The 16,500-nt window shown below is 57.5% G+C and carries 14 protein-coding genes and 1 CRISPR repeat array; of the genes, 13 read left to right on the top strand and 1 reads right to left on the bottom strand.

What is annotated here, in order from left to right; genetic code table 11:
* Nucleotides 1-165: 165 nt before the first annotated feature.
* The 11 genes from KKP04_RS14825 (at nucleotide 166) to KKP04_RS16010 (ending at nucleotide 13,149) form a co-directional block, all read left to right on the top strand.
* Nucleotides 166-1,797 carry a hypothetical protein gene (locus KKP04_RS14825; RefSeq protein WP_215033309.1) on the top strand — a complete coding sequence of 544 codons (1,632 nt, stop codon included), beginning with the start codon at nucleotides 166-168 and terminating at the stop codon, nucleotides 1,795-1,797.
* Nucleotides 1,798-2,099: 302 nt separating this feature from the next.
* The gene (gene cas3, locus KKP04_RS14820) at nucleotides 2,100-4,652 is read left to right on the top strand and encodes a CRISPR-associated helicase Cas3' (RefSeq protein ID WP_215033306.1); all 2,553 of its coding nucleotides are present in this window, start codon (nucleotides 2,100-2,102) and stop codon (nucleotides 4,650-4,652) included.
* A gap of 89 nt (nucleotides 4,653-4,741) precedes the next feature.
* Nucleotides 4,742-4,942, top strand: a complete 201-nt coding sequence (locus tag KKP04_RS14815; RefSeq protein WP_215033303.1) for a hypothetical protein — start codon at nucleotides 4,742-4,744, stop codon at nucleotides 4,940-4,942.
* Nucleotide 4,943: 1 nt separating this feature from the next.
* A complete protein-coding gene (locus tag KKP04_RS14810; protein WP_215033299.1) occupies nucleotides 4,944-6,536 on the top strand; it encodes a hypothetical protein in 1,593 nt (530 codons plus the stop codon).
* Nucleotides 6,526-7,089 carry a hypothetical protein gene (locus KKP04_RS14805; protein WP_215033296.1) on the top strand — a complete coding sequence of 188 codons (564 nt, stop codon included), beginning with the start codon at nucleotides 6,526-6,528 and terminating at the stop codon, nucleotides 7,087-7,089. Before KKP04_RS14810 ends, KKP04_RS14805 begins: the two co-directional genes overlap by 11 nt.
* Nucleotides 7,086-8,213, top strand: a complete 1,128-nt coding sequence (gene cas7e, locus KKP04_RS14800) for a type I-E CRISPR-associated protein Cas7/Cse4/CasC (RefSeq protein WP_215033293.1) — start codon at nucleotides 7,086-7,088, stop codon at nucleotides 8,211-8,213. Before KKP04_RS14805 ends, cas7e begins: the two co-directional genes overlap by 4 nt.
* Nucleotides 8,206-8,940 carry a type I-E CRISPR-associated protein Cas5/CasD gene (gene cas5e, locus KKP04_RS14795; RefSeq protein WP_215033290.1) on the top strand — a complete coding sequence of 245 codons (735 nt, stop codon included), beginning with the start codon at nucleotides 8,206-8,208 and terminating at the stop codon, nucleotides 8,938-8,940. The genes cas7e and cas5e overlap by 8 nt, the downstream gene beginning before the upstream one ends.
* Nucleotides 8,937-9,656: a type I-E CRISPR-associated protein Cas6/Cse3/CasE gene (locus KKP04_RS14790; RefSeq protein ID WP_215033287.1), complete on the top strand. Its 720-nt coding sequence runs from the start codon at nucleotides 8,937-8,939 to the stop codon at nucleotides 9,654-9,656. Before cas5e ends, KKP04_RS14790 begins: the two co-directional genes overlap by 4 nt.
* Nucleotides 9,657-9,665: 9 nt before the next feature.
* Nucleotides 9,666-10,529, top strand: coding sequence for a type I-E CRISPR-associated endonuclease Cas1e (gene cas1e, locus KKP04_RS14785; protein ID WP_215033284.1), 864 nt, complete (start codon nucleotides 9,666-9,668; stop codon nucleotides 10,527-10,529).
* Nucleotides 10,526-10,843, top strand: a complete 318-nt coding sequence (cas2e, locus tag KKP04_RS14780; RefSeq protein ID WP_215033281.1) for a type I-E CRISPR-associated endoribonuclease Cas2e — start codon at nucleotides 10,526-10,528, stop codon at nucleotides 10,841-10,843. The genes cas1e and cas2e overlap by 4 nt, the downstream gene beginning before the upstream one ends.
* 66 nt (nucleotides 10,844-10,909) lie before the next feature.
* Nucleotides 10,910-11,977: direct repeats of the CRISPR family, unit length 29 nt; unit sequence GGTTCCCCCGCAGGCGCGGGGATAGACCC.
* A gap of 149 nt (nucleotides 11,978-12,126) precedes the next feature.
* Nucleotides 12,127-13,149: a P63C domain-containing protein gene (locus KKP04_RS16010; protein WP_215033278.1), complete on the top strand. Its 1,023-nt coding sequence runs from the start codon at nucleotides 12,127-12,129 to the stop codon at nucleotides 13,147-13,149.
* Nucleotides 13,150-13,415: 266 nt separating this feature from the next.
* Here the strand turns inward: KKP04_RS16010 and KKP04_RS14770 are convergent, their stop codons facing one another.
* Nucleotides 13,416-13,646 (bottom strand): helix-turn-helix domain-containing protein, encoded by a 231-nt coding sequence (locus tag KKP04_RS14770; RefSeq protein ID WP_215033275.1) that lies wholly within the window; start codon nucleotides 13,644-13,646, stop codon nucleotides 13,416-13,418.
* 114 nt (nucleotides 13,647-13,760) lie between these two features.
* Here KKP04_RS14770 and KKP04_RS14765 point away from each other — a divergent pair, with 114 nt between their 5' ends.
* Both KKP04_RS14765 and KKP04_RS14760 read left to right on the top strand, forming a co-directional pair.
* A complete protein-coding gene (locus KKP04_RS14765; RefSeq protein WP_215033272.1) occupies nucleotides 13,761-14,720 on the top strand; it encodes an IS1595 family transposase in 960 nt (319 codons plus the stop codon).
* Nucleotides 14,721-14,752: 32 nt separating this feature from the next.
* Nucleotides 14,753-15,664: a DUF4747 family protein gene (locus tag KKP04_RS14760; protein WP_215033269.1), complete on the top strand. Its 912-nt coding sequence runs from the start codon at nucleotides 14,753-14,755 to the stop codon at nucleotides 15,662-15,664.
* The last annotated feature ends 836 nt before the right edge of the window (nucleotides 15,665-16,500 follow it).

The following is a 16,500-nucleotide window of genomic DNA, read 5'->3' as shown; positions in this document are numbered from 1 at the left end:
CTCTCACGCCTCGTCAACGGCTGGCCGATGCGCAAAATCGATGAACTCATGCCTTGGGCCTATGCCGCCAGCCAAAACGCTGATCCCATGGTCTGAGAACACCGCTAACGAAGCACTGCGGGTCGTCGAGCATCGAGCCGCGGCGGGGCTGGAGATCGGTGCCGAATGTTTCTGATCAAACCACTCGAAGCCGAAACCGAGGATCTCGAACTGGTCTGGCTTGCGGGGCTGCAACTTCATCCGGAAATCGGATGGCAGGTGCGCATGGTCACGAAAGGCATCGTCACCGGGACGATGAAGGTCTGGCCGCTGAACATCGGCCTCCTGCCGATCCTCGCCCCAGGGCGGCGGTTTTCGCAAGGACGCCTTCTCGAAACGTCAGCACGCGGCGAGATCGAAAAAGCCACGATCCCAAATCTCGCGGAGGGCGAGGAAGTCGGCTCGGACATCATTCCAGCGGAGCTTTACTCGTTCGGCGGGCGCCAAGGAGGCGTACAGCGGCTTTTTCAGTACGAAATCGGCCGCACCGAATATCTAATCCCTGCCATCGAATTGATCCGATTTCTGTTCGTGCACAACAAGACGCTCGCTAACGCTCTGATGCATCCGGGCGGTCTGATGACGCTGTTCAGCCCCGAGGAGCCGGGCATTTACGAGGATCTGCACCTGCGCTTCACGCGTGAGGTGCCAGTCTCCTGTCTTAACAGAGCTTTTGTGCGCGAATTCGCGTGGCTCGCGGTGCACCCTGATGGCCGGAAAGCTTGGGATAGCGTCTACAAGCAGAGCCGCGATCAGCGCTATGTGAGCTTTTCGCCCCCTCCTCTTCGAAACTTCCGCCTGACCTTCAGAGGCGTGCAGTGGAACAACCGATGGCTCGTGCTGGAAATCCTTCAGGCCAGCGGAAAAGCGGCTCCTTGCCGGAAACTGCTGTACTCGCATTCCTCTCTACGCCGAGTTCATTACGCCAAGCCAGATCCGACCAGGGCAGAACCGGAAGGCAATGGAGAGAAGTGTCAGCGTGAATATGCCATCGACGGGCCAGTAACCGGAAGCCGGACCGACATCCGGCAGCGATCGCTGCGGGTTCCACCGAAGGATTCGGGTTTCGATGTGGAAGTGCCTGTCGAGAAGGTGATCTGGCGCGAGTTGCGGCAGGGAGTGCCGGACGGCGCGCGATCAGGGCGATCCAGGGCGAAGGCCGTCGGTGAGGATCGCGCTGATTCAACCTTGGTGAAACGGTTCGATGCGAGCCTAGCCGAAGAGGCGCTCGGCGCGAGCCTTCCGCCAATCGAGTTTCGCGTGCTGGAGCGCGCGAGCATGGGACACCTCGGAGAACTCGAGCCGCTGATGAAGGCGATCCGCTTGATCGCCAAGCTTCGACCGAAGCTAGAGGTTTCCATGTCTCTTTGCTACCTGAAGCCTGGGCGAAGTTTTTCTGTTGCAGGCCGGCACCGGCGGGTTTGCCTGGTAGCGATCTTTGCCGCGCCGCGTCGAGCACCGGTCGTGTTACTTGACGTCGACCATTCAGGGGTGAATGGTTTGGCATCACTCCTGATCCGCTACAGGCGGCCGCGCCGTTTCGGCGATATCGAAAGGGATGTGCGCGGACTTCTCGACGCCTTGGTCGAAAGGAACGGTCGTTGGAACGGCGAGAAAGAGAAAACACTGGAAGCTGTTGCTGAATGCGAGCGGCTTCCGAAAGTCCTACGATGTCGTTCGCCGAAGGTGCGTGTCGAGTATCTCACGGCTTGGGCGATGAGGTTACTGGAGCGGATTGATTTTTCTGCGCAACGATAGGCGGTGTGCACGAAAGCTCTCTAAAACTGAACCCGTGCGAGCGGAAGCTATAGCGATAAAAAGCCCCGATCACCGACAAATGCGGCTTATTCGAATGTCGGTTTTGTATTTGGCGGACATTTGTCAGCCGCGCAGAACCTGTCAGGATAGCAAATCCAGCGTGCGAAAAGAACGTTCACCTACCCAGCTTCTCCCGCCGAGCTTCGTCTGTCCTTCTCGGTTTTTTCTCTATAATTTGCAAAGCTTGCTTGGTAATTTAGACAAAATTTTTTGATTCGCTTCTCATATTCCGGGTGAAACTATTGCCACTCTCTCTTGCAAAGCGAAGTGCATGGGGAAAGTTGTACGACGGCGTTTCCCATCGGCTTGTTCATCACGCGGCCGATGTCGCTGCCTGTTTCGAAGCAATCATATCCATTCCAACGGTCCGCCGACGGCTCATTCAGAGCGCCGGAGTGAGCCTCTCTACGACATTGTTCGCCCGCCTCGCCGTGCTGGCGTTTCTTCATGACGCTGGCAAACTGCACCCAGGGTTTCAGGCCAAAGGCTGGCCCTCTGGCATTGGGATGCGCCTATTGCGCGGACATGTTGCGGAAGGCGCCTCCATTTTTGGCCCGGATGGTCCCCGGACGATTGCTGAGCATCTTTTCATATGCGAACTGGCTGAATGGGGCGTCAGCTTCGATCTGCTCTATGCCTCGTTATCTCACCACGGTCGGCCGCTGAAAGCTAACCGCACGGCCAATGACGGTTGGGCCTCCGTCGCCGGCTACGATCCGGTTGTGGCAGCCGCAGAGATGGGTGAAATGATGCGGCGCTGGTTCCCGACCGCTTTCGTAAAGGGTGGCGATCCGCTGCCAGCCGGTTCAAATTTTTCGCATTTGTTTTGTGGATTGGTGTCCCTCGCAGACTGGATCGGTTCCGACCTTCGCATTTTCACGCCCATCGGAACGCTTGACCCAAACTATATCGTCGTGGCGCGTGATCGGGCTCGGCGGGCGGTCGTGGGAATCGGGCTGGACGTCTCCTCACTTCAAGCTCTTGCGCAAGGGCGAGCGACCTTTCAGGTTTTGACCGGTTACGAAACGCCAAGGCCGCAACAGCAACTCGCGGCCGAGTTTTCTTTGAATGAGCAGCTTGTCATTCTGGAAGCGGAAACTGGCTCCGGAAAGACGGAAGCAGCGCTCTGGCGTTTTGTCAGACTGTTTGAAGCGGGTCTGGTCGATTCACTCTACTTCGCTTTGCCAACGCGCGCGGCAGCGGTTCAAATACACGGGCGCGTCCAAAAGGCTCTGGCTGGATTGTTTGCCGATCGAGCACCGGAAGCAGTTCTTGCCGTTCCCGGCTACCTGCGCGCTGGGACGGTTCAAGGACAGGCTTTGCCGGACTGGAAGGTGCTTTGGGACGACGACCCGGACGAGGCGAAACTGATGTCCCGCTGGGCGGCGGAAAGTGCCAAGCGCTATCTAGCCGCAACGGTTGCTGTCGGCACGGTGGATCAGGCCATGCTTGCAGCTCTGCAGGTGAAGCACGCACATTTGCGCGCTGCGGCACTGGCCCGCAGCTTCATCGTTTTCGACGAAGTCCATGCTTCCGACCGATATATGACAGAGGTGCTAAATCATCTGCTTAGAATGCACATCAGCCGTGGAGGCTACGCCATGCTAATGTCGGCGACGCTAGGCTCAACTGCGCGGCGCAAATGGCTTGGACAGAAAGGAGACCAAACCTTTGCAGACTCGGCTTCGGTCCCTTATCCCACTGTCTGGGGAAGAGGGACAACCAATATAGCGTCGGTCAAGGGATCGCAAGAGCCGAAATTGGTCGCCATGAATCTGATTTCGACGATGGCGCCGGAAGAGGCGGCGCGGCGTGCGATCGCGAGCGCCAGGTCCGGGGGGCGCGTTCTCATCATACGCAATACGGTCACTGCGGCCGTTGCGACGTGGGAGTCTATTCACCAGGCCGGAGAGGAAAAGCTGCTGTTGCAAGCCTCGGGCGTTTCGACGCTTCATCACAGCCGCTTCGCGCCGGAAGATCGCAAGTTGCTCGATATGTCAGTCGAGACAGCGCTTTCGCCGGACACCAACAAAAGGGGCAAAGACGGCATAATCGTCATCGGCACACAGACTTTAGAGCAATCGCTCGATATCGATGCTGATCTTTTAATTACAGATCTTTGCCCTGTCGATGTGCTCCTGCAGCGCATTGGTCGCCTGCATCGCCATCGACTCGCGCGGCCGATAGGTTTCGAGACGGCCCAATGCATAGTCCTGTCACCGCAGAATGGGTTAGCGCCGTTGCTGGCACCGGCATTTGAGAACGGCCTGGGCGCATGGCGCGACGTCACCGGGGTCCTGCAAGGCATATATCGCGACCTGTCCATTCTGGAACTGACCCGCCGTCTGATAGAGGACGAGCCGGAGTGGACAATACCAGCGATGAACCGTCGTCTGGTCGAAAGCGCCACCCATCCTGATCGGACCGAGGAACTGCATCGGGAGTTGGGCAAGGCTTGGGTCGATTACTGGTGCGATGTCATCGGCAAGGATATTGCCGACGCCGGCTCTGCAAAAAAAGTCGCACTCCAAGTGGATGAACCTTTCTCGCAAAGCCTGTTCGCCTCGGATGAAGAAAAAATCCGCACCCGTCTCGGAGGCGAGGGCGCGAGGATCGTCTTTACCGAGTCGGTTATCGGGCCGTTCGGCGTCACGATCAGCGGCGTTACGCTTCCCGCCCATTGGTCGCAAGGGATCGATGCGCAGGATCCGGTCGAGGCCAGACGGGAAGGTGGCAATGTCTGCTTCGATGTGAACACCGCGCACTTCTCTTACGCGGCTGCGGGACTTTATTGATATAAGAGCTGACAGGTTTGTAAAATAGCTCAGACTCCCCTTGAAACACCATATCGTGAGCCTATCTGTGAAAATATTGGGAGGCTGATGTGAAATTCACCATCGAACAAAAATTTCGGGCTGCCTTTTTTTCTGGTCGTGCCTGGCTTGGACTTGAGGCTGCGCTTATTGTACGGTTTCAAGGCGATACCCAAGACCCTTGGGATAGCCCTCTGTCGGCTCTGAACCCGAGCGAAGGCAGGCTCGTTCCCCCGCAGGTGCGGGGAGAAATCAAGCGGCTGGGAAATTGAGATGAACAATCTTCTCACTCAGCCGCTCATACGGACAGCACCCGGCGAAGCGATGTCGCTGCCGGGTGTTCTCGCCGCCCTGTCCCGCGATGAGATCGACAGTTTCCCGGCGCTGCGGCCGCATCAGGCCCCGGCTTGGCATATGTTCCTCGTTCAACTGGCGGCGCTGGCATTGCATCGCGCGGGGCGCGACTATCTTCCGCGAGACGAAGTGGAGTGGCGAAGTCTGCTGCGGACACTGACGACCAATTTTCCCGAAGACGAACCGTGGCGTCTTGCCGTCGCCGACTGGGCTAAGCCTGCTTTTCTTCAATCGCCGGTACCTGGCAGCGTCAAGCTTGAGAACAAGCTGTTCTCACCTGACGCGCTTGACCTGCTTATCACGTCAAAAAACCACGATCTCAAACAGGCCGTCGCACGGCGCGGCGCTGCGGAAGACTGGGTTTTCGCGCTGGTATCTCTGCAAACAGGCGAAGGTTACGGAGGTGCCGGCAACCAAGGAATCGCCCGCATGAATGGCGGATCGTCGTCGCGTTCTACTATCGCCTTGGCGCCAGTTTCATCTTCGAGCGCAAAGACTATGTCGCCCCGGCCAGGCGCTTGGTTCAGCCGCGACGTTCGCGTCCTGATCGCGGCGCGCGAAAGAACTTTGGCCACCAATGATCACCTTGGATTTCCGCCGAAAGAAGGCATTGGCTTGGTCTGGCTGGAGCCCTGGCCGGAGGGCGAACAACTGCAGTTGGTCCAACTGGACCTCTGGTTCATCGAAATCTGCCGCCGCATCCGCTTGTTCGAAGAACGCGGCGATTTTGCCGCTGTAAAGGGCACATCGGCGGCCGCACGCATCAACGCGAAGCACTGCAAGGGCGCGGTGGGCGATCCCTACGCGCCTGTCCACAAGACTGAAAGCAAGAGCCTCACACTTGGCGAGGGCGATTTCGATTATCATCGGCTGACAGAGCTTCTGTTCTCCGGCGACTGGGAATTACCTCTACTCGCCCGCCCCGCAGATTTTGAAAAGCCCTGCTCAAGGCTGGCTCTCGTCTGCGCCGCGCTTTCACGCGGCAACAGCAAGACTGACGGTTTCAAATCGCGCGTGATCCCGGTCGGGAACCACGCCGCAGCTTTGTTCGGATCCCGCCGCCAGGAACTTCACCAACTCGCCAAAACGCAAATCGAGGAAATCGACGATTTCGCGAAGACGATTCGCTTCGCGCTTGCTCTGGCCGCTGCCGGAGGCGAGCGCGACAAGATAAAGAAAGAGCACTACGCATTGGCAATTTCAGCGCGCACCCAATTCGACCGATCGGCCGACTCCGTTTTCTTCCTGCATCTCTGGGACCGGTTTGAGGCTCAGGATAGCGGGGAAGAGGCTCTCGTCGCGGCACAGCGTGCCTTCCAGGAGGCGCTAAGGGCGCGGGCTGAGCAAATCTTCTTCGCTGCCTTGCCCAGCATGCCGTGCGCCGGCATTTTTCGGCCTCGTGCCGAAGCGCGGGCCCAAAGCGCCTTCCGGGCCATGATCTGCAAATCCTTTCCGCTGTTGTTTGAAACCCGCGTGTCCGGCGATTCCGAGGTTGGCGCCCATGCCTCTTAAAGAGATCATCGACAAATTATCGAACGAAATGCTTCGGCGTCTCGGCCCCGGCGATCTGGCCGAGTTGCGCCGCATGACGCCGGGCGATGTCGAGCCGCCAGCCTATTGGCGTCTCGCCGCGGAGTGCGGCTTTCTTGAAGAGCGGCCAGACCGATGGGCTCCCATTGTGCGGATAATGGCCATTCTGACGCCGAAGGGCGACAGGCGCCCTTCCGACAAACTGCACGTTACGGAGCGCCCGCTCGGCGGAGCATTGGCCGACGGCGGCAATGCGGCTTGGGGAACAGGGCCAAACAGAAACCCCGCGGTTTCAGAAGCGCGGCTGGCGCGCTTTCTTGCTGCGCCGCAAGGCTTGCTCGGCGACGCGCTCCTGCGCTTGGCCCGCATGCTCGCCGCGAAGCGCGACAACGCCAGCGGCGTCAATTGCGTCGAAATCGCTACGCTGCTGTTGTCGGGCAATCCGACTAAGCCGCTCCGAGAGATAGCACGAGCTTATTACGCGCGGCTCGACGCCGTGGCCCATTCTTCCGACGCTAAGGACGATATGAAATGACCAGAACCCGCTTTTTACAAATTCATACGCTGCACTCTTACACAGCCGCGCTTCTTAATCGCGACGACTCCGGACTCGCCAAACGCTTGACATTTGGCGGTGCCTCGCGCATCCGCATTTCATCTCAGTGCCTCAAACGCCATTGGCGCTTGGCGGAAGATCCGCATGCGCTGCAAACGATTGCCGGCTACGTCGATTCCCTGCGCTCGCGAGAACTGGTGACGGAAAAGGTCATCGCGCCGCTCAAGGGGCGCTTCCCTGCAAGCGTTGTCGATGTGCTCGAACCCGAATTCCAACAACTTGTGTATGGCGATAAGGCCGACAAGGGAAAGAAAAGCCGGCAGACACTCCTGCTTGGCAAGCCTGAGTTGGATTGGTTGGCACGAGAGGCGGAAAGATTGGCGTCGGGGGCAAATGACGCCGCTGCCGCCAAAAAGGCGGTCTCCGAATGGCGGAAAGACAAGAACTATAAAGCGATGGCCGAGAATTGCGCTCTGCCTGGCGGGCTCACCGCTGCCTTGTTCGGTCGAATGGTAACCTCCGATCCTGCTGCCAATATCGACGCGCCGGTTCACGTTGCACATGCCTTTACAGTTCACGGCGAGGAGGCTGAAGGCGATTATTTTACCGCCGTTGACGACCTCAAGAAAGATGACGACGACGCAGGTGCAGACACCATCCAGGAGACGGAACTGACTTGCGGGCTTTTCTACGGCTATGCGGTCATAGATCTTCCGGGGCTCATCGCCAATTGCGGCGGCGATACCGAGCTTGCCGCAAGGGTGGTTCACAATCTCGTCTATCTCATTGCGGAAGTTTCGCCTGGCGCCAAGCTCGGTTCCACGGCGCCTTATGGGCGCGCAGGCTTCATCCTGCTGGAAGGTGGTGATCGCCAACCGCGAAGCCTTGCCGAGGCCTTCCGCAAGCCAGCGAAACCCGACCTTGATGACGCGGTTGAAAAACTTGCCACCAAGCTCGCGCTTTTCGATCAGGCATATGCCACAGGTGAGAGCCGCATTTGTCTCAATCTTTCCGACTTAAACATTTCCGACGTCACGCTTGGAACGCTCTCCGATCTCGCCGCTTGGGCGCAGGCGCGGACGACGGAGGCATCAAATGCCTGAGAAGCGTTGGCTCGTTCTCAGGCTTCAGGCACCTCTGCTTGCGTTTGGCGGTGTCGCCATCGATCATGTGGGCATCACAAGGGACTTCCCGGCGCTTTCCATGCTCACGGGGCTGTTAGCCAACGTCTTAGGCTGGGAGCGTACGGAATGGCAAAAGCATCAGGCGTTGCAGGATCGCCTGATCTTTGCGGCCCGCCTAGATCGCGACGAAACAGGCCTGCTGACCGACACGCAGAACGCCCGGCTTGAAAAGAACGACAAAGGCTGGACGACGTGGGGTAAGCTCGAAGGTCGTGACGGTGCGAGCTATGGTGCACCGCATAGGCGCAGGCGCGAATACCACATGGACGCCTGCATATTGGTCGCTCTGCGTCTCGAGCCGGACGCGGCAACGCCTGATCTCGACACCCTGGCGGCGGCGCTCGACCGTCCCGCCCGGCCAATTTTCATCGGCAGAAAGCCGTGCCTTCCCTCGACCCCGCTGCTGTGGCGGGCTGACGTTAAGGCGTTTGATGCTCACGCTGCCTTGACGCTCGCAACAGCGGATTCCAAGAGCCCAGCGAAGGCCATGCGTGCCATCTGGCCGCTCGGCGAAGGGCCGGAGGAGGGCGATAAAGTTACGCGTATCCTGGACCTGCCGGATTTGCGCAACTGGCGCACCGGCCTGCATGGCGGAACACGGAAAGTCGTCGAAGGAACTGTATCAGCTCGCGAGATCTCAGCATGAATTCGCTTCATCTCGTCAGCCTTCCGATCCGCCTTCGGGCTTTGCGGAAGTGGGCCGCGGGGCGTGGCTTCCGAGCGGACGAAGGCTGCGCTCTGCATCATTTGCTGTCGGAAACCTTTGGTAAAGGCGCGTTGCAGCCCTTCCGCCTGATGGTTGCGCCCGGCGCGGCTGATGGCTCGCTTTATTCTTACGCGCAGTCCGACGAAGCTGACTTGCGCGAAGTCGCGGCAGAATGCGCGCTTCCAGATGCGTTGGCGGTTTGCGATCTTCCCTCGCTCGCTGTAAAGGCCATGCCTGACAAGTGGAAACCGGGACGACGCCTCGCCTTCGATGTGCGTGTCCGTCCGGTCAGGCGTTTACTCAAGGCCGCCGCCGCTTTTCCCAAGGGGGCCGAAGTCGACGCTTTTCTTCTGGAGACATTGCGCGCGTGTCCGGATGGCCATGCGGCGGAAAACCGGCTTGAACGCGAGGCTGTGTATCGCCGCTGGCTCGAAGAGCGTTTGGGCGAGGCTGCAAAGCTAGAACAGGCGAAAATGGTCCGATACGAGCGGTGCGCGATCTTGCGCGGTCCTGAGACCCGCCAGGGGCCCGATGTCGTCTGGCATGGAGAGTTGACAGTCTTGGACAGCGATAAATTCGCCGCTCGCCTCGCTAGTGGCGTGGGGCGCCATGGCGCCTACGGCTATGGCATGCTTCTTCTTCGCCCAGCCCGATAGGAGGACCGCTTGCTTCTCGGTCGGCTGGGACTTGAAAAGGCACGCATTCCCCACGCGGATCGTCACGGGCTTCTCTGGCTCGAACGCGGCCGCCTCGAAGTGGAGGATGGCTGCCTTCGCTTTACGACAGCGGGGAGCGGCAACTGGCCTGCTGGCGATTACCAGATCCCCCATCAGTCGGTCTCCATGATCCTCCTTGGTCCGGGATCGAGCGTCACTCATGACGCTTTGCGGCTTCTCGCGAACCACGGCACTGCGCTTGCCGCTATTGGCGTTGGGGGTGTTCGTTTTTACACCGCGCAGCCTTTAACCCCGGACAGCTCGGCGTTGGCGCGCCGGCAGGTCACGCGCTGGGCCCGACCGCAAAGCCGCGTCGCGGTGGCGCGACGGATGTATGCGATCCGGCTCGGCGAAATCGTCCCCGCCAAGGATATCGAGGTGCTGAGAGGCATCGAAGGCGCGCGTATGAAAGAGACGTACCGTCTCCTTGCACAAAGCTTCGGGATTGAATGGCGGGGAAGGCGATACGATCGGGCCAATCCGGACGCTGCCGATCTTCCCAACAAGGCAATCAACCATGCCGCGAGCGCGGTCGAGGCTGCCGCGGCGATCGCTGTTGCAGCGACAGGCACCATCCCCCAACTGGGCTTCATCCATGAAGACAGTGGCCAATCGTTCGTTCTCGATATTGCAGACCTTTATCGCGACAAGATTACGTTAAAGGTCGCATTCGGCGCAGTGAAAGAGGCGGGACCCGGTGGCGACCTTGAACGTCTTGTTCGCAGACGCGCGGCGGACGCCTTTGCGAAAGAGCAGGTCATCCCCTCGATGATCGACCACATCAAGCAAGTGCTTGGCGAGGACGAGTCGTGAGCCTCACCGTGGTAATCACGCGCGATGTCGAGATGAGATATCGCGGCTTTCTGGGATCGGCGATGCTGGAGATCGCGCCCGGCGTTTACCTGTCCCCGAGGATGTCGAAAGGGGTTCGCGAGCGGGTCTGGGGTGTTCTTCACGATTGGCACGGAAGTCTTGGCTCCGGTGCCATCGTGATGGTTTGGCGCGACAAATCTAAACCGGGAGATATCGCGATCGAGACGCTCGGAACACCGCCGAAAGACCTTATAGAGGCGGATGGGCTTCTCCTTGCTCGGCGCCCAGCCGGGAGTGATTCGGGCGTGCGTTGAAATTCGGGTTTTCCAGACTCGAGGTTCTTTGATATTGTAAACGATGTCATGAGCTTAGGCTCTAGAGGTTCCCCCGCAGGCGCGGGGATAGACCCGAAAACTGGACATACGGGAACGATGAAAAAACGGTTCCCCCGCAGGCGCGGGGATAGACCCGCGGCGAGCGACGCGGCGGAAAAGGCTTGGCGGGTTCCCCCGCAGGCGCGGGGATAGACCCGTGATTGCCCACACGGTGGGCGACGCGCCGCAGGTTCCCCCGCAGGCGCGGGGATAGACCCGATGGCCTGCTTCTGCCAAGCCTCGAAAAGCGGGTTCCCCCGCAGGCGCGGGGATAGACCCGCTGATTGTAAGCGTTCATTTGAAGGTTGCCGGGTTCCCCCGCAGGCGCGGGGATAGACCCTCGCCGCGCGCCTACTCCGCAGAGTGGCTGCAGGTTCCCCCGCAGGCGCGGGGATAGACCCTTGTCTCCGGTCATGCCGGACTGTCCTGCGTCGGTTCCCCCGCAGGCGCGGGGATAGACCCGCGGCGTAGGCGTAGGGGCCGAATCCGGTCTGGGTTCCCCCGCAGGCGCGGGGATAGACCCTCCTTCCACGCTTACGTGCAAGCACTGGTGGAGGTTCCCCCGCAGGCGCGGGGATAGACCCGAAATACTGCGTGCAGAGAATGGTCGGCGGAGGGTTCCCCCGCAGGCGCGGGGATAGACCCCGATAGGAAAGACCATGTTTCCCGAGGATTGGGGTTCCCCCGCAGGCGCGGGGATAGACCCCCTGCATCGGCGAAACCTCGGAGTGGTACACGGGTTCCCCCGCAGGCGCGGGGATAGACCCATCGGCGTAGTCGTCGGCAACAATCTCATATCGGTTCCCCCGCAGGCGCGGGGATAGACCCCACTCCAGCGGTTCGAGAGTGCCGCGCGACTGGGTTCCCCCGCAGGCGCGGGGATAGACCCTGTCGGGAATGCCGCGCAGCACCTCGCGGCAAGGTTCCCCCGCAGGCGCGGGGATAGACCCCTGAGCCGGATGTGGACCGGGACAAGCTCACAGGTTCCCCCGCAGGCGCGGGGATAGACCCCTTAATGTCGGTAGATCCGAGGATCGCGATTTGGTTCCCCCGCAGGCGCGGGGATAGACCCCTCGGAAAGAGTGTAGCCGTATTTGCGGACTTATGTAGCAAACGCAGGGAAGAACGATTTTAGCAAGCATGCTCCGGTTTGTTGTATTTTGTGCTTGCTAGTAGGCATGGAATCAGACATCTGATGTGCATGCTTGCTAGGAGGTTCTTCCGTGCCAAATTCAATTCAAAGCAAAGGTGGGAAAGCACGCGCCGAGTCCCTATCGCCCGACGAGCGGCGAAAGATTGCACGGCAAGCTGCGCAAGCTCGATGGAGTGCGTTCGATCAACAGAACGACGGGCCACTTCCCAAAGCGATTGCATCGGGCGTACTGCGAGTTGGCGAAATAGCATGCGCCGTCCTAGACGACGAACACAACACAAGGGTTCTTACTCAATCTGGTTTTCTAACTGCCATCGGACGATTCCCCAACCCTAAGAGCGCTTCAAATTCGGACCTCGCCCAGTTGCCAGCTTTTTTGCGCGCTAAGAACTTAGAACCTTTTATTTCCAATGACTTAATACGCTCGTCTACTCCAATCGTTTTTGAATCAGAAAGAAGAGGTGGCGCGGGTGGCGGTAAGGCGTTGGGATACCGTGCTCAATTGTTGCCCGACGTTTGCTGGGTTTATGCCAAAGCCCAGATGGCGGGTAAGCTACTTCCAGGACAGGCCCATATTGCTGAGGCGTGTACACGTCTTTTAGAGGCATTAACGAATGTAGCAATCGATGCGCTTGTTGACGAGGCCACTGGCTTCCAGGACATGCGTACAAAAGATGCTTTGATAAAGCTTTTAGAGAGATACGTCTCCAAGGATGCTTTCCCTTGGCTGCCAACATTTGATGACGAGTTTTACAAGCACATGTTTCGTTTGCATGGTTACACCTATGATCCAAATTCAGTAAAACGCCCCATGGTCTTCGCTCGACGAACCGAAGACATATATAACCGCCTAGCACCCGGAGTGCGCGCGGAGTTACAGAAGCTTGTCAAGAGAGGTAAGTCTGGCAGACCGAGTGAAAAGCTTTTTCAGCATCTCACGGAGAATGAGGGATACCAACAGCTATTGAAAATGCTGGAAGGTGTAAAGGCGATCCAAAAACTATCTTCGGACTACAAAGATTACGAGGCAAAACTCAATAGAGTTTATCCAAGGTTCAACGACACCCTGCCTTTACCTCTTGACGATGAATAAAAGTTTCGGCCCCGGACGCCACATCCGAGGCCGATAAACAAGCTGTGGAACATGTCTAGGGCTGCCACAGCGTCCCGCTTGCCACGGGCCAGACCCGGCGCTGGTTAGTTGCCGGGAAGGAGGGTAACCGGATGCTCTGGTATCCGGTGCGGGCGAACTGGCGTGCAGGCCGGTTCTTCCGCCTCCTCTTATTATAGAGAGGAGAGGCGCGCGGTTCAACCGCGCGCTTTCTCTGTCCTATAGCAGCGTTGCGGATTCTCCAATAATCAGCGGCTTATTCTGATACCAGTCGGCTTGCCGCTGTCATCGAACAACAATTGGACGCCTTCGGAAGACAGAACCCTTGAAATCGCTTCCAGATTGTTCGCGATAGGCGTTCGCCTTCCCTTCTCGAAATCACGCACAGTCGAAAGCGCAACGCTAGCGCGTTTCGCTAAGTCTTCCTGGCTCCATTCGAGCCATGCGCGCGCGGCGCGGCTTTGTTCCGGTGTCAACATGACTCATACCTACCAACGCCGAATATTTTCGTCAAGGCCAACGAAAAGCGTTGACATCGTTGATATTGGTGGATATGTATTACCTCAACGAAAATCGTTGAGGTTGACGCCACCATGGCCCAGCACTTTCTCCTTTCGGCAGCGGCTCGGACCTTGTCCTTGCGCTCTGTTTATCAGGGCGGCGAAGACAAGGCATACGAGACGTTTTGCCGGATGCGCTGGGCCGAAACCGAAGGCAAGCCGATCTGCCCGCGTTGCGGTGGCGTCGAGGCTTACGCGATCAAGTCGCGCCGCAAGTTCGAGTGCAAGGCTTGCGGTCACCAGTTCAGCGTCACGAGCGGCACGATCTTCGCCAGCCGCAAGATGGCCTTCGTTGATCTTCTCGCCGCCATCGTGATCCTCGCCAACGCCTCTAAGGGCGTTTCGATGCTCCAGCTTTCCCGCGATATCGATTGCCAGTACAAGACGGCCTTCGTTCTCGCTCACAAGCTCCGTGAGGCCATCGCTTCCGAGGTAAAGGGCGAAACCCTTTCCGGCACGGTCGAAGTTGACGGCGCTTACTTCGGCGGCCACGTGAAGCCTTCAAACCTCAAGGTGAACCGGATCGACCGCCGCCTTGCCGAGAACCAGACCGGCAAGCGTCGCGTGGTTGTCGTGGCTCGCCAGCGCGACGGTCGCACCATCACCACCGTCACCAAGAGCGAAGCTGATGGCGTCGCCTTCGTGGAAACGATTGTGGCTCCCGGCTCCGTCCTTCATGCCGACGAAGCGGGCCACTGGAATGCGCTCCATGCGAAGTACAAGACCTTCCGCATCAACCATCAGGAAGCCTACTCGCTCAACGGCGCTTGCACGAACCAAGCCGAGAGCTTTTTAGCCCGCCTTCGTCGCATGGTGATGGGCCAGCATCACCACGTGAGCGCGCAATACCTTCACCAGTTCGCCAATGAGGCGGCTTGGAAGGAAGATCACCGCCGTCTATCGAATGGCGAGATCGCAACGAAGAAGCTGGCGCTCGCGATGGCGCATCCCGTGAGCCGGGTGTGGAAGGGCTATTGGCAACGGGCGAACTAGACCGATTTTGAAAATCGTAGAAATTGCGAATCGTGCAAAAGGGGAAAGATAAAATTTTAGCTAACAACGGAAAACCGATTATGACCCGACGCCGGAGGCAGCTCTTTATCAGTGCTTTGAACGTAACCGCTCACCCACATCCGGAAGGAATCTATGAGCAGCTGCTTATTGCCCTACTTGACACCGAAGTATTCGTTAGAGGGTCTGAGAGGGCTATGGTTGTTTCTGCGCAAAAATGGGAAAACAGCGACTTATTTTGGGGAAGCCTTTTTATTTACACGGAGCTTCAGAAGGATGGGGCTTGGTTTAATCAGATAAGCAAAGGTGAAGCAACATTGGACGAATTGAAGAGGATAGAAATACCGGATAATCTTAAGCCAAATCTAAAGCAGATGAGATATGTGTTTGACACAAAACGGCACATACTATATTTTGAGAGCAGAAATCAGGATAGGCAGCATTTTAGCCCTTATATTATAGGCGGGGTGTTTTCTAAGCTTTTTAAAGCGGCTCAGCACAAACTCAGATCGGATATTGATATTAATGTGACGGTCTTGCCAGAGAAAGACGCTGTCGATAAAATATTCAATATAGATATAATTAAGAAAATTATTATACGCTTGAAGACACCAAATCCGGACGATGTAACATCTGACGCCGCAAAGATATTGGAACGATTGGATGCTATAGGAGCGGGAACGCAAGATATTACCTATACGAAAGCACGCGACGCCGATTCACTAAAGCCGGATGAGGAATTGAAGGCAGTTGCAGAAGTCGCGTCTAAGAACGGATTCGTTAAAGCGACGGGGAGAACTGTGGATGGGCAATGGCGATCAGCATCGACAAAAGAGTACCCAGCCGCATACGGCGTCTTCATCGGCGACGCCGAAAGCGCCGTTGACGCAATCCTCCTATTCGCTCAAACAAGAGATATCGGATAATTTCCGTCAATGGTCAGGAATGTTTAATTCATTTTCTGATTATTGGCGTATTTACGGAGGAGCCAAAGAGTTCCTCCGGTCTCCATATGTGTTTTTTTCCGTTATATTCTCTACCGCTTTTCATATTCCACCCACCGAAACCTCAGAAGGGTGGGCGGGTCTAGCTACCAACGTCATCCCGAGCCTGCTTGGACTGTCTATTACAGCTATGGCGGTATTATTGGCATTCTCGAATAACGCATTTCTTAAAATTATATCATACACAAAGGACGATTCCTTATTCATAAAGACGATGAATATGTTCGTGCATTTTATCGTTATCCAAGCGATCTGCCTTCTTATGTTGTTTGCAACAGCGTCTACGCACGCATCTGCCATATCGCGTGTCGGGTATTTTTTCTTTGTTTACTCAATCATAACCGTAGTGCCTGTAGGTTTCGCACTTTTCAAACTTTCGCAGATATTCAATAGAGTTCTTCTTCTGTCCAAAGACGATGATATAGCGCCTCCAGCCTCTAAGGAGGACTAATTTATGCACAGCGCCAAACCCTCATCCTATTTCGTAATTGGCCTTGCTTAAGGTATCCGCGAGCGTGGTAGCGGAGAAGGGCGACGCCGACGCGATCCCGCACCTTCTTCACGAGCGCGGCGTTCGACCGATCCAACGCAAGCTCTTCCATGACGCGCTCTGTAAGCTCGTTGGCATCCATGCCATCGGAAGCCCTTAGGTGATAAACCCATAAAGGGATTCCCGAATCGGGCGCGCTGTGATTCAAACTCCCAAACGAGGGAGTTTCTCATGGCGCGCTTCGATCTGACGGATTTCGAGTGGTCTG

The sequence above is a fragment of the Rhodomicrobium sp. Az07 genome, from assembly GCF_018619475.1.
Lineage (GTDB): Bacteria > Pseudomonadota > Alphaproteobacteria > Rhizobiales > Rhodomicrobiaceae > Rhodomicrobium.
This window is presented reverse-complemented; position numbering and strand designations above follow the sequence as displayed.

What these genes read in the sequence shown, in the direction of transcription:
- KKP04_RS14825 (WP_215033309.1), top strand. Translation starts at nt 166, where the DNA reads ATGTTTCTGATCAAACCACTCGAAGCCGAAACCGAGGATCTCGAACTG.
- KKP04_RS14810 (WP_215033299.1), top strand. Translation starts at nt 4,944, where the DNA reads ATGAACAATCTTCTCACTCAGCCGCTCATACGGACAGCACCCGGCGAA.
- KKP04_RS14805 (WP_215033296.1), top strand. Translation starts at nt 6,526, where the DNA reads ATGCCTCTTAAAGAGATCATCGACAAATTATCGAACGAAATGCTTCGG.
- cas7e (WP_215033293.1), top strand. Translation starts at nt 7,086, where the DNA reads ATGACCAGAACCCGCTTTTTACAAATTCATACGCTGCACTCTTACACA.
- cas5e (WP_215033290.1), top strand. Translation starts at nt 8,206, where the DNA reads ATGCCTGAGAAGCGTTGGCTCGTTCTCAGGCTTCAGGCACCTCTGCTT.
- KKP04_RS14790 (WP_215033287.1), top strand. Translation starts at nt 8,937, where the DNA reads ATGAATTCGCTTCATCTCGTCAGCCTTCCGATCCGCCTTCGGGCTTTG.
- KKP04_RS14770 (WP_215033275.1), bottom strand. Translation starts at nt 13,646, where the DNA reads ATGTTGACACCGGAACAAAGCCGCGCCGCGCGCGCATGGCTCGAATGG.
- KKP04_RS14765 (WP_215033272.1), top strand. Translation starts at nt 13,761, where the DNA reads ATGGCCCAGCACTTTCTCCTTTCGGCAGCGGCTCGGACCTTGTCCTTG.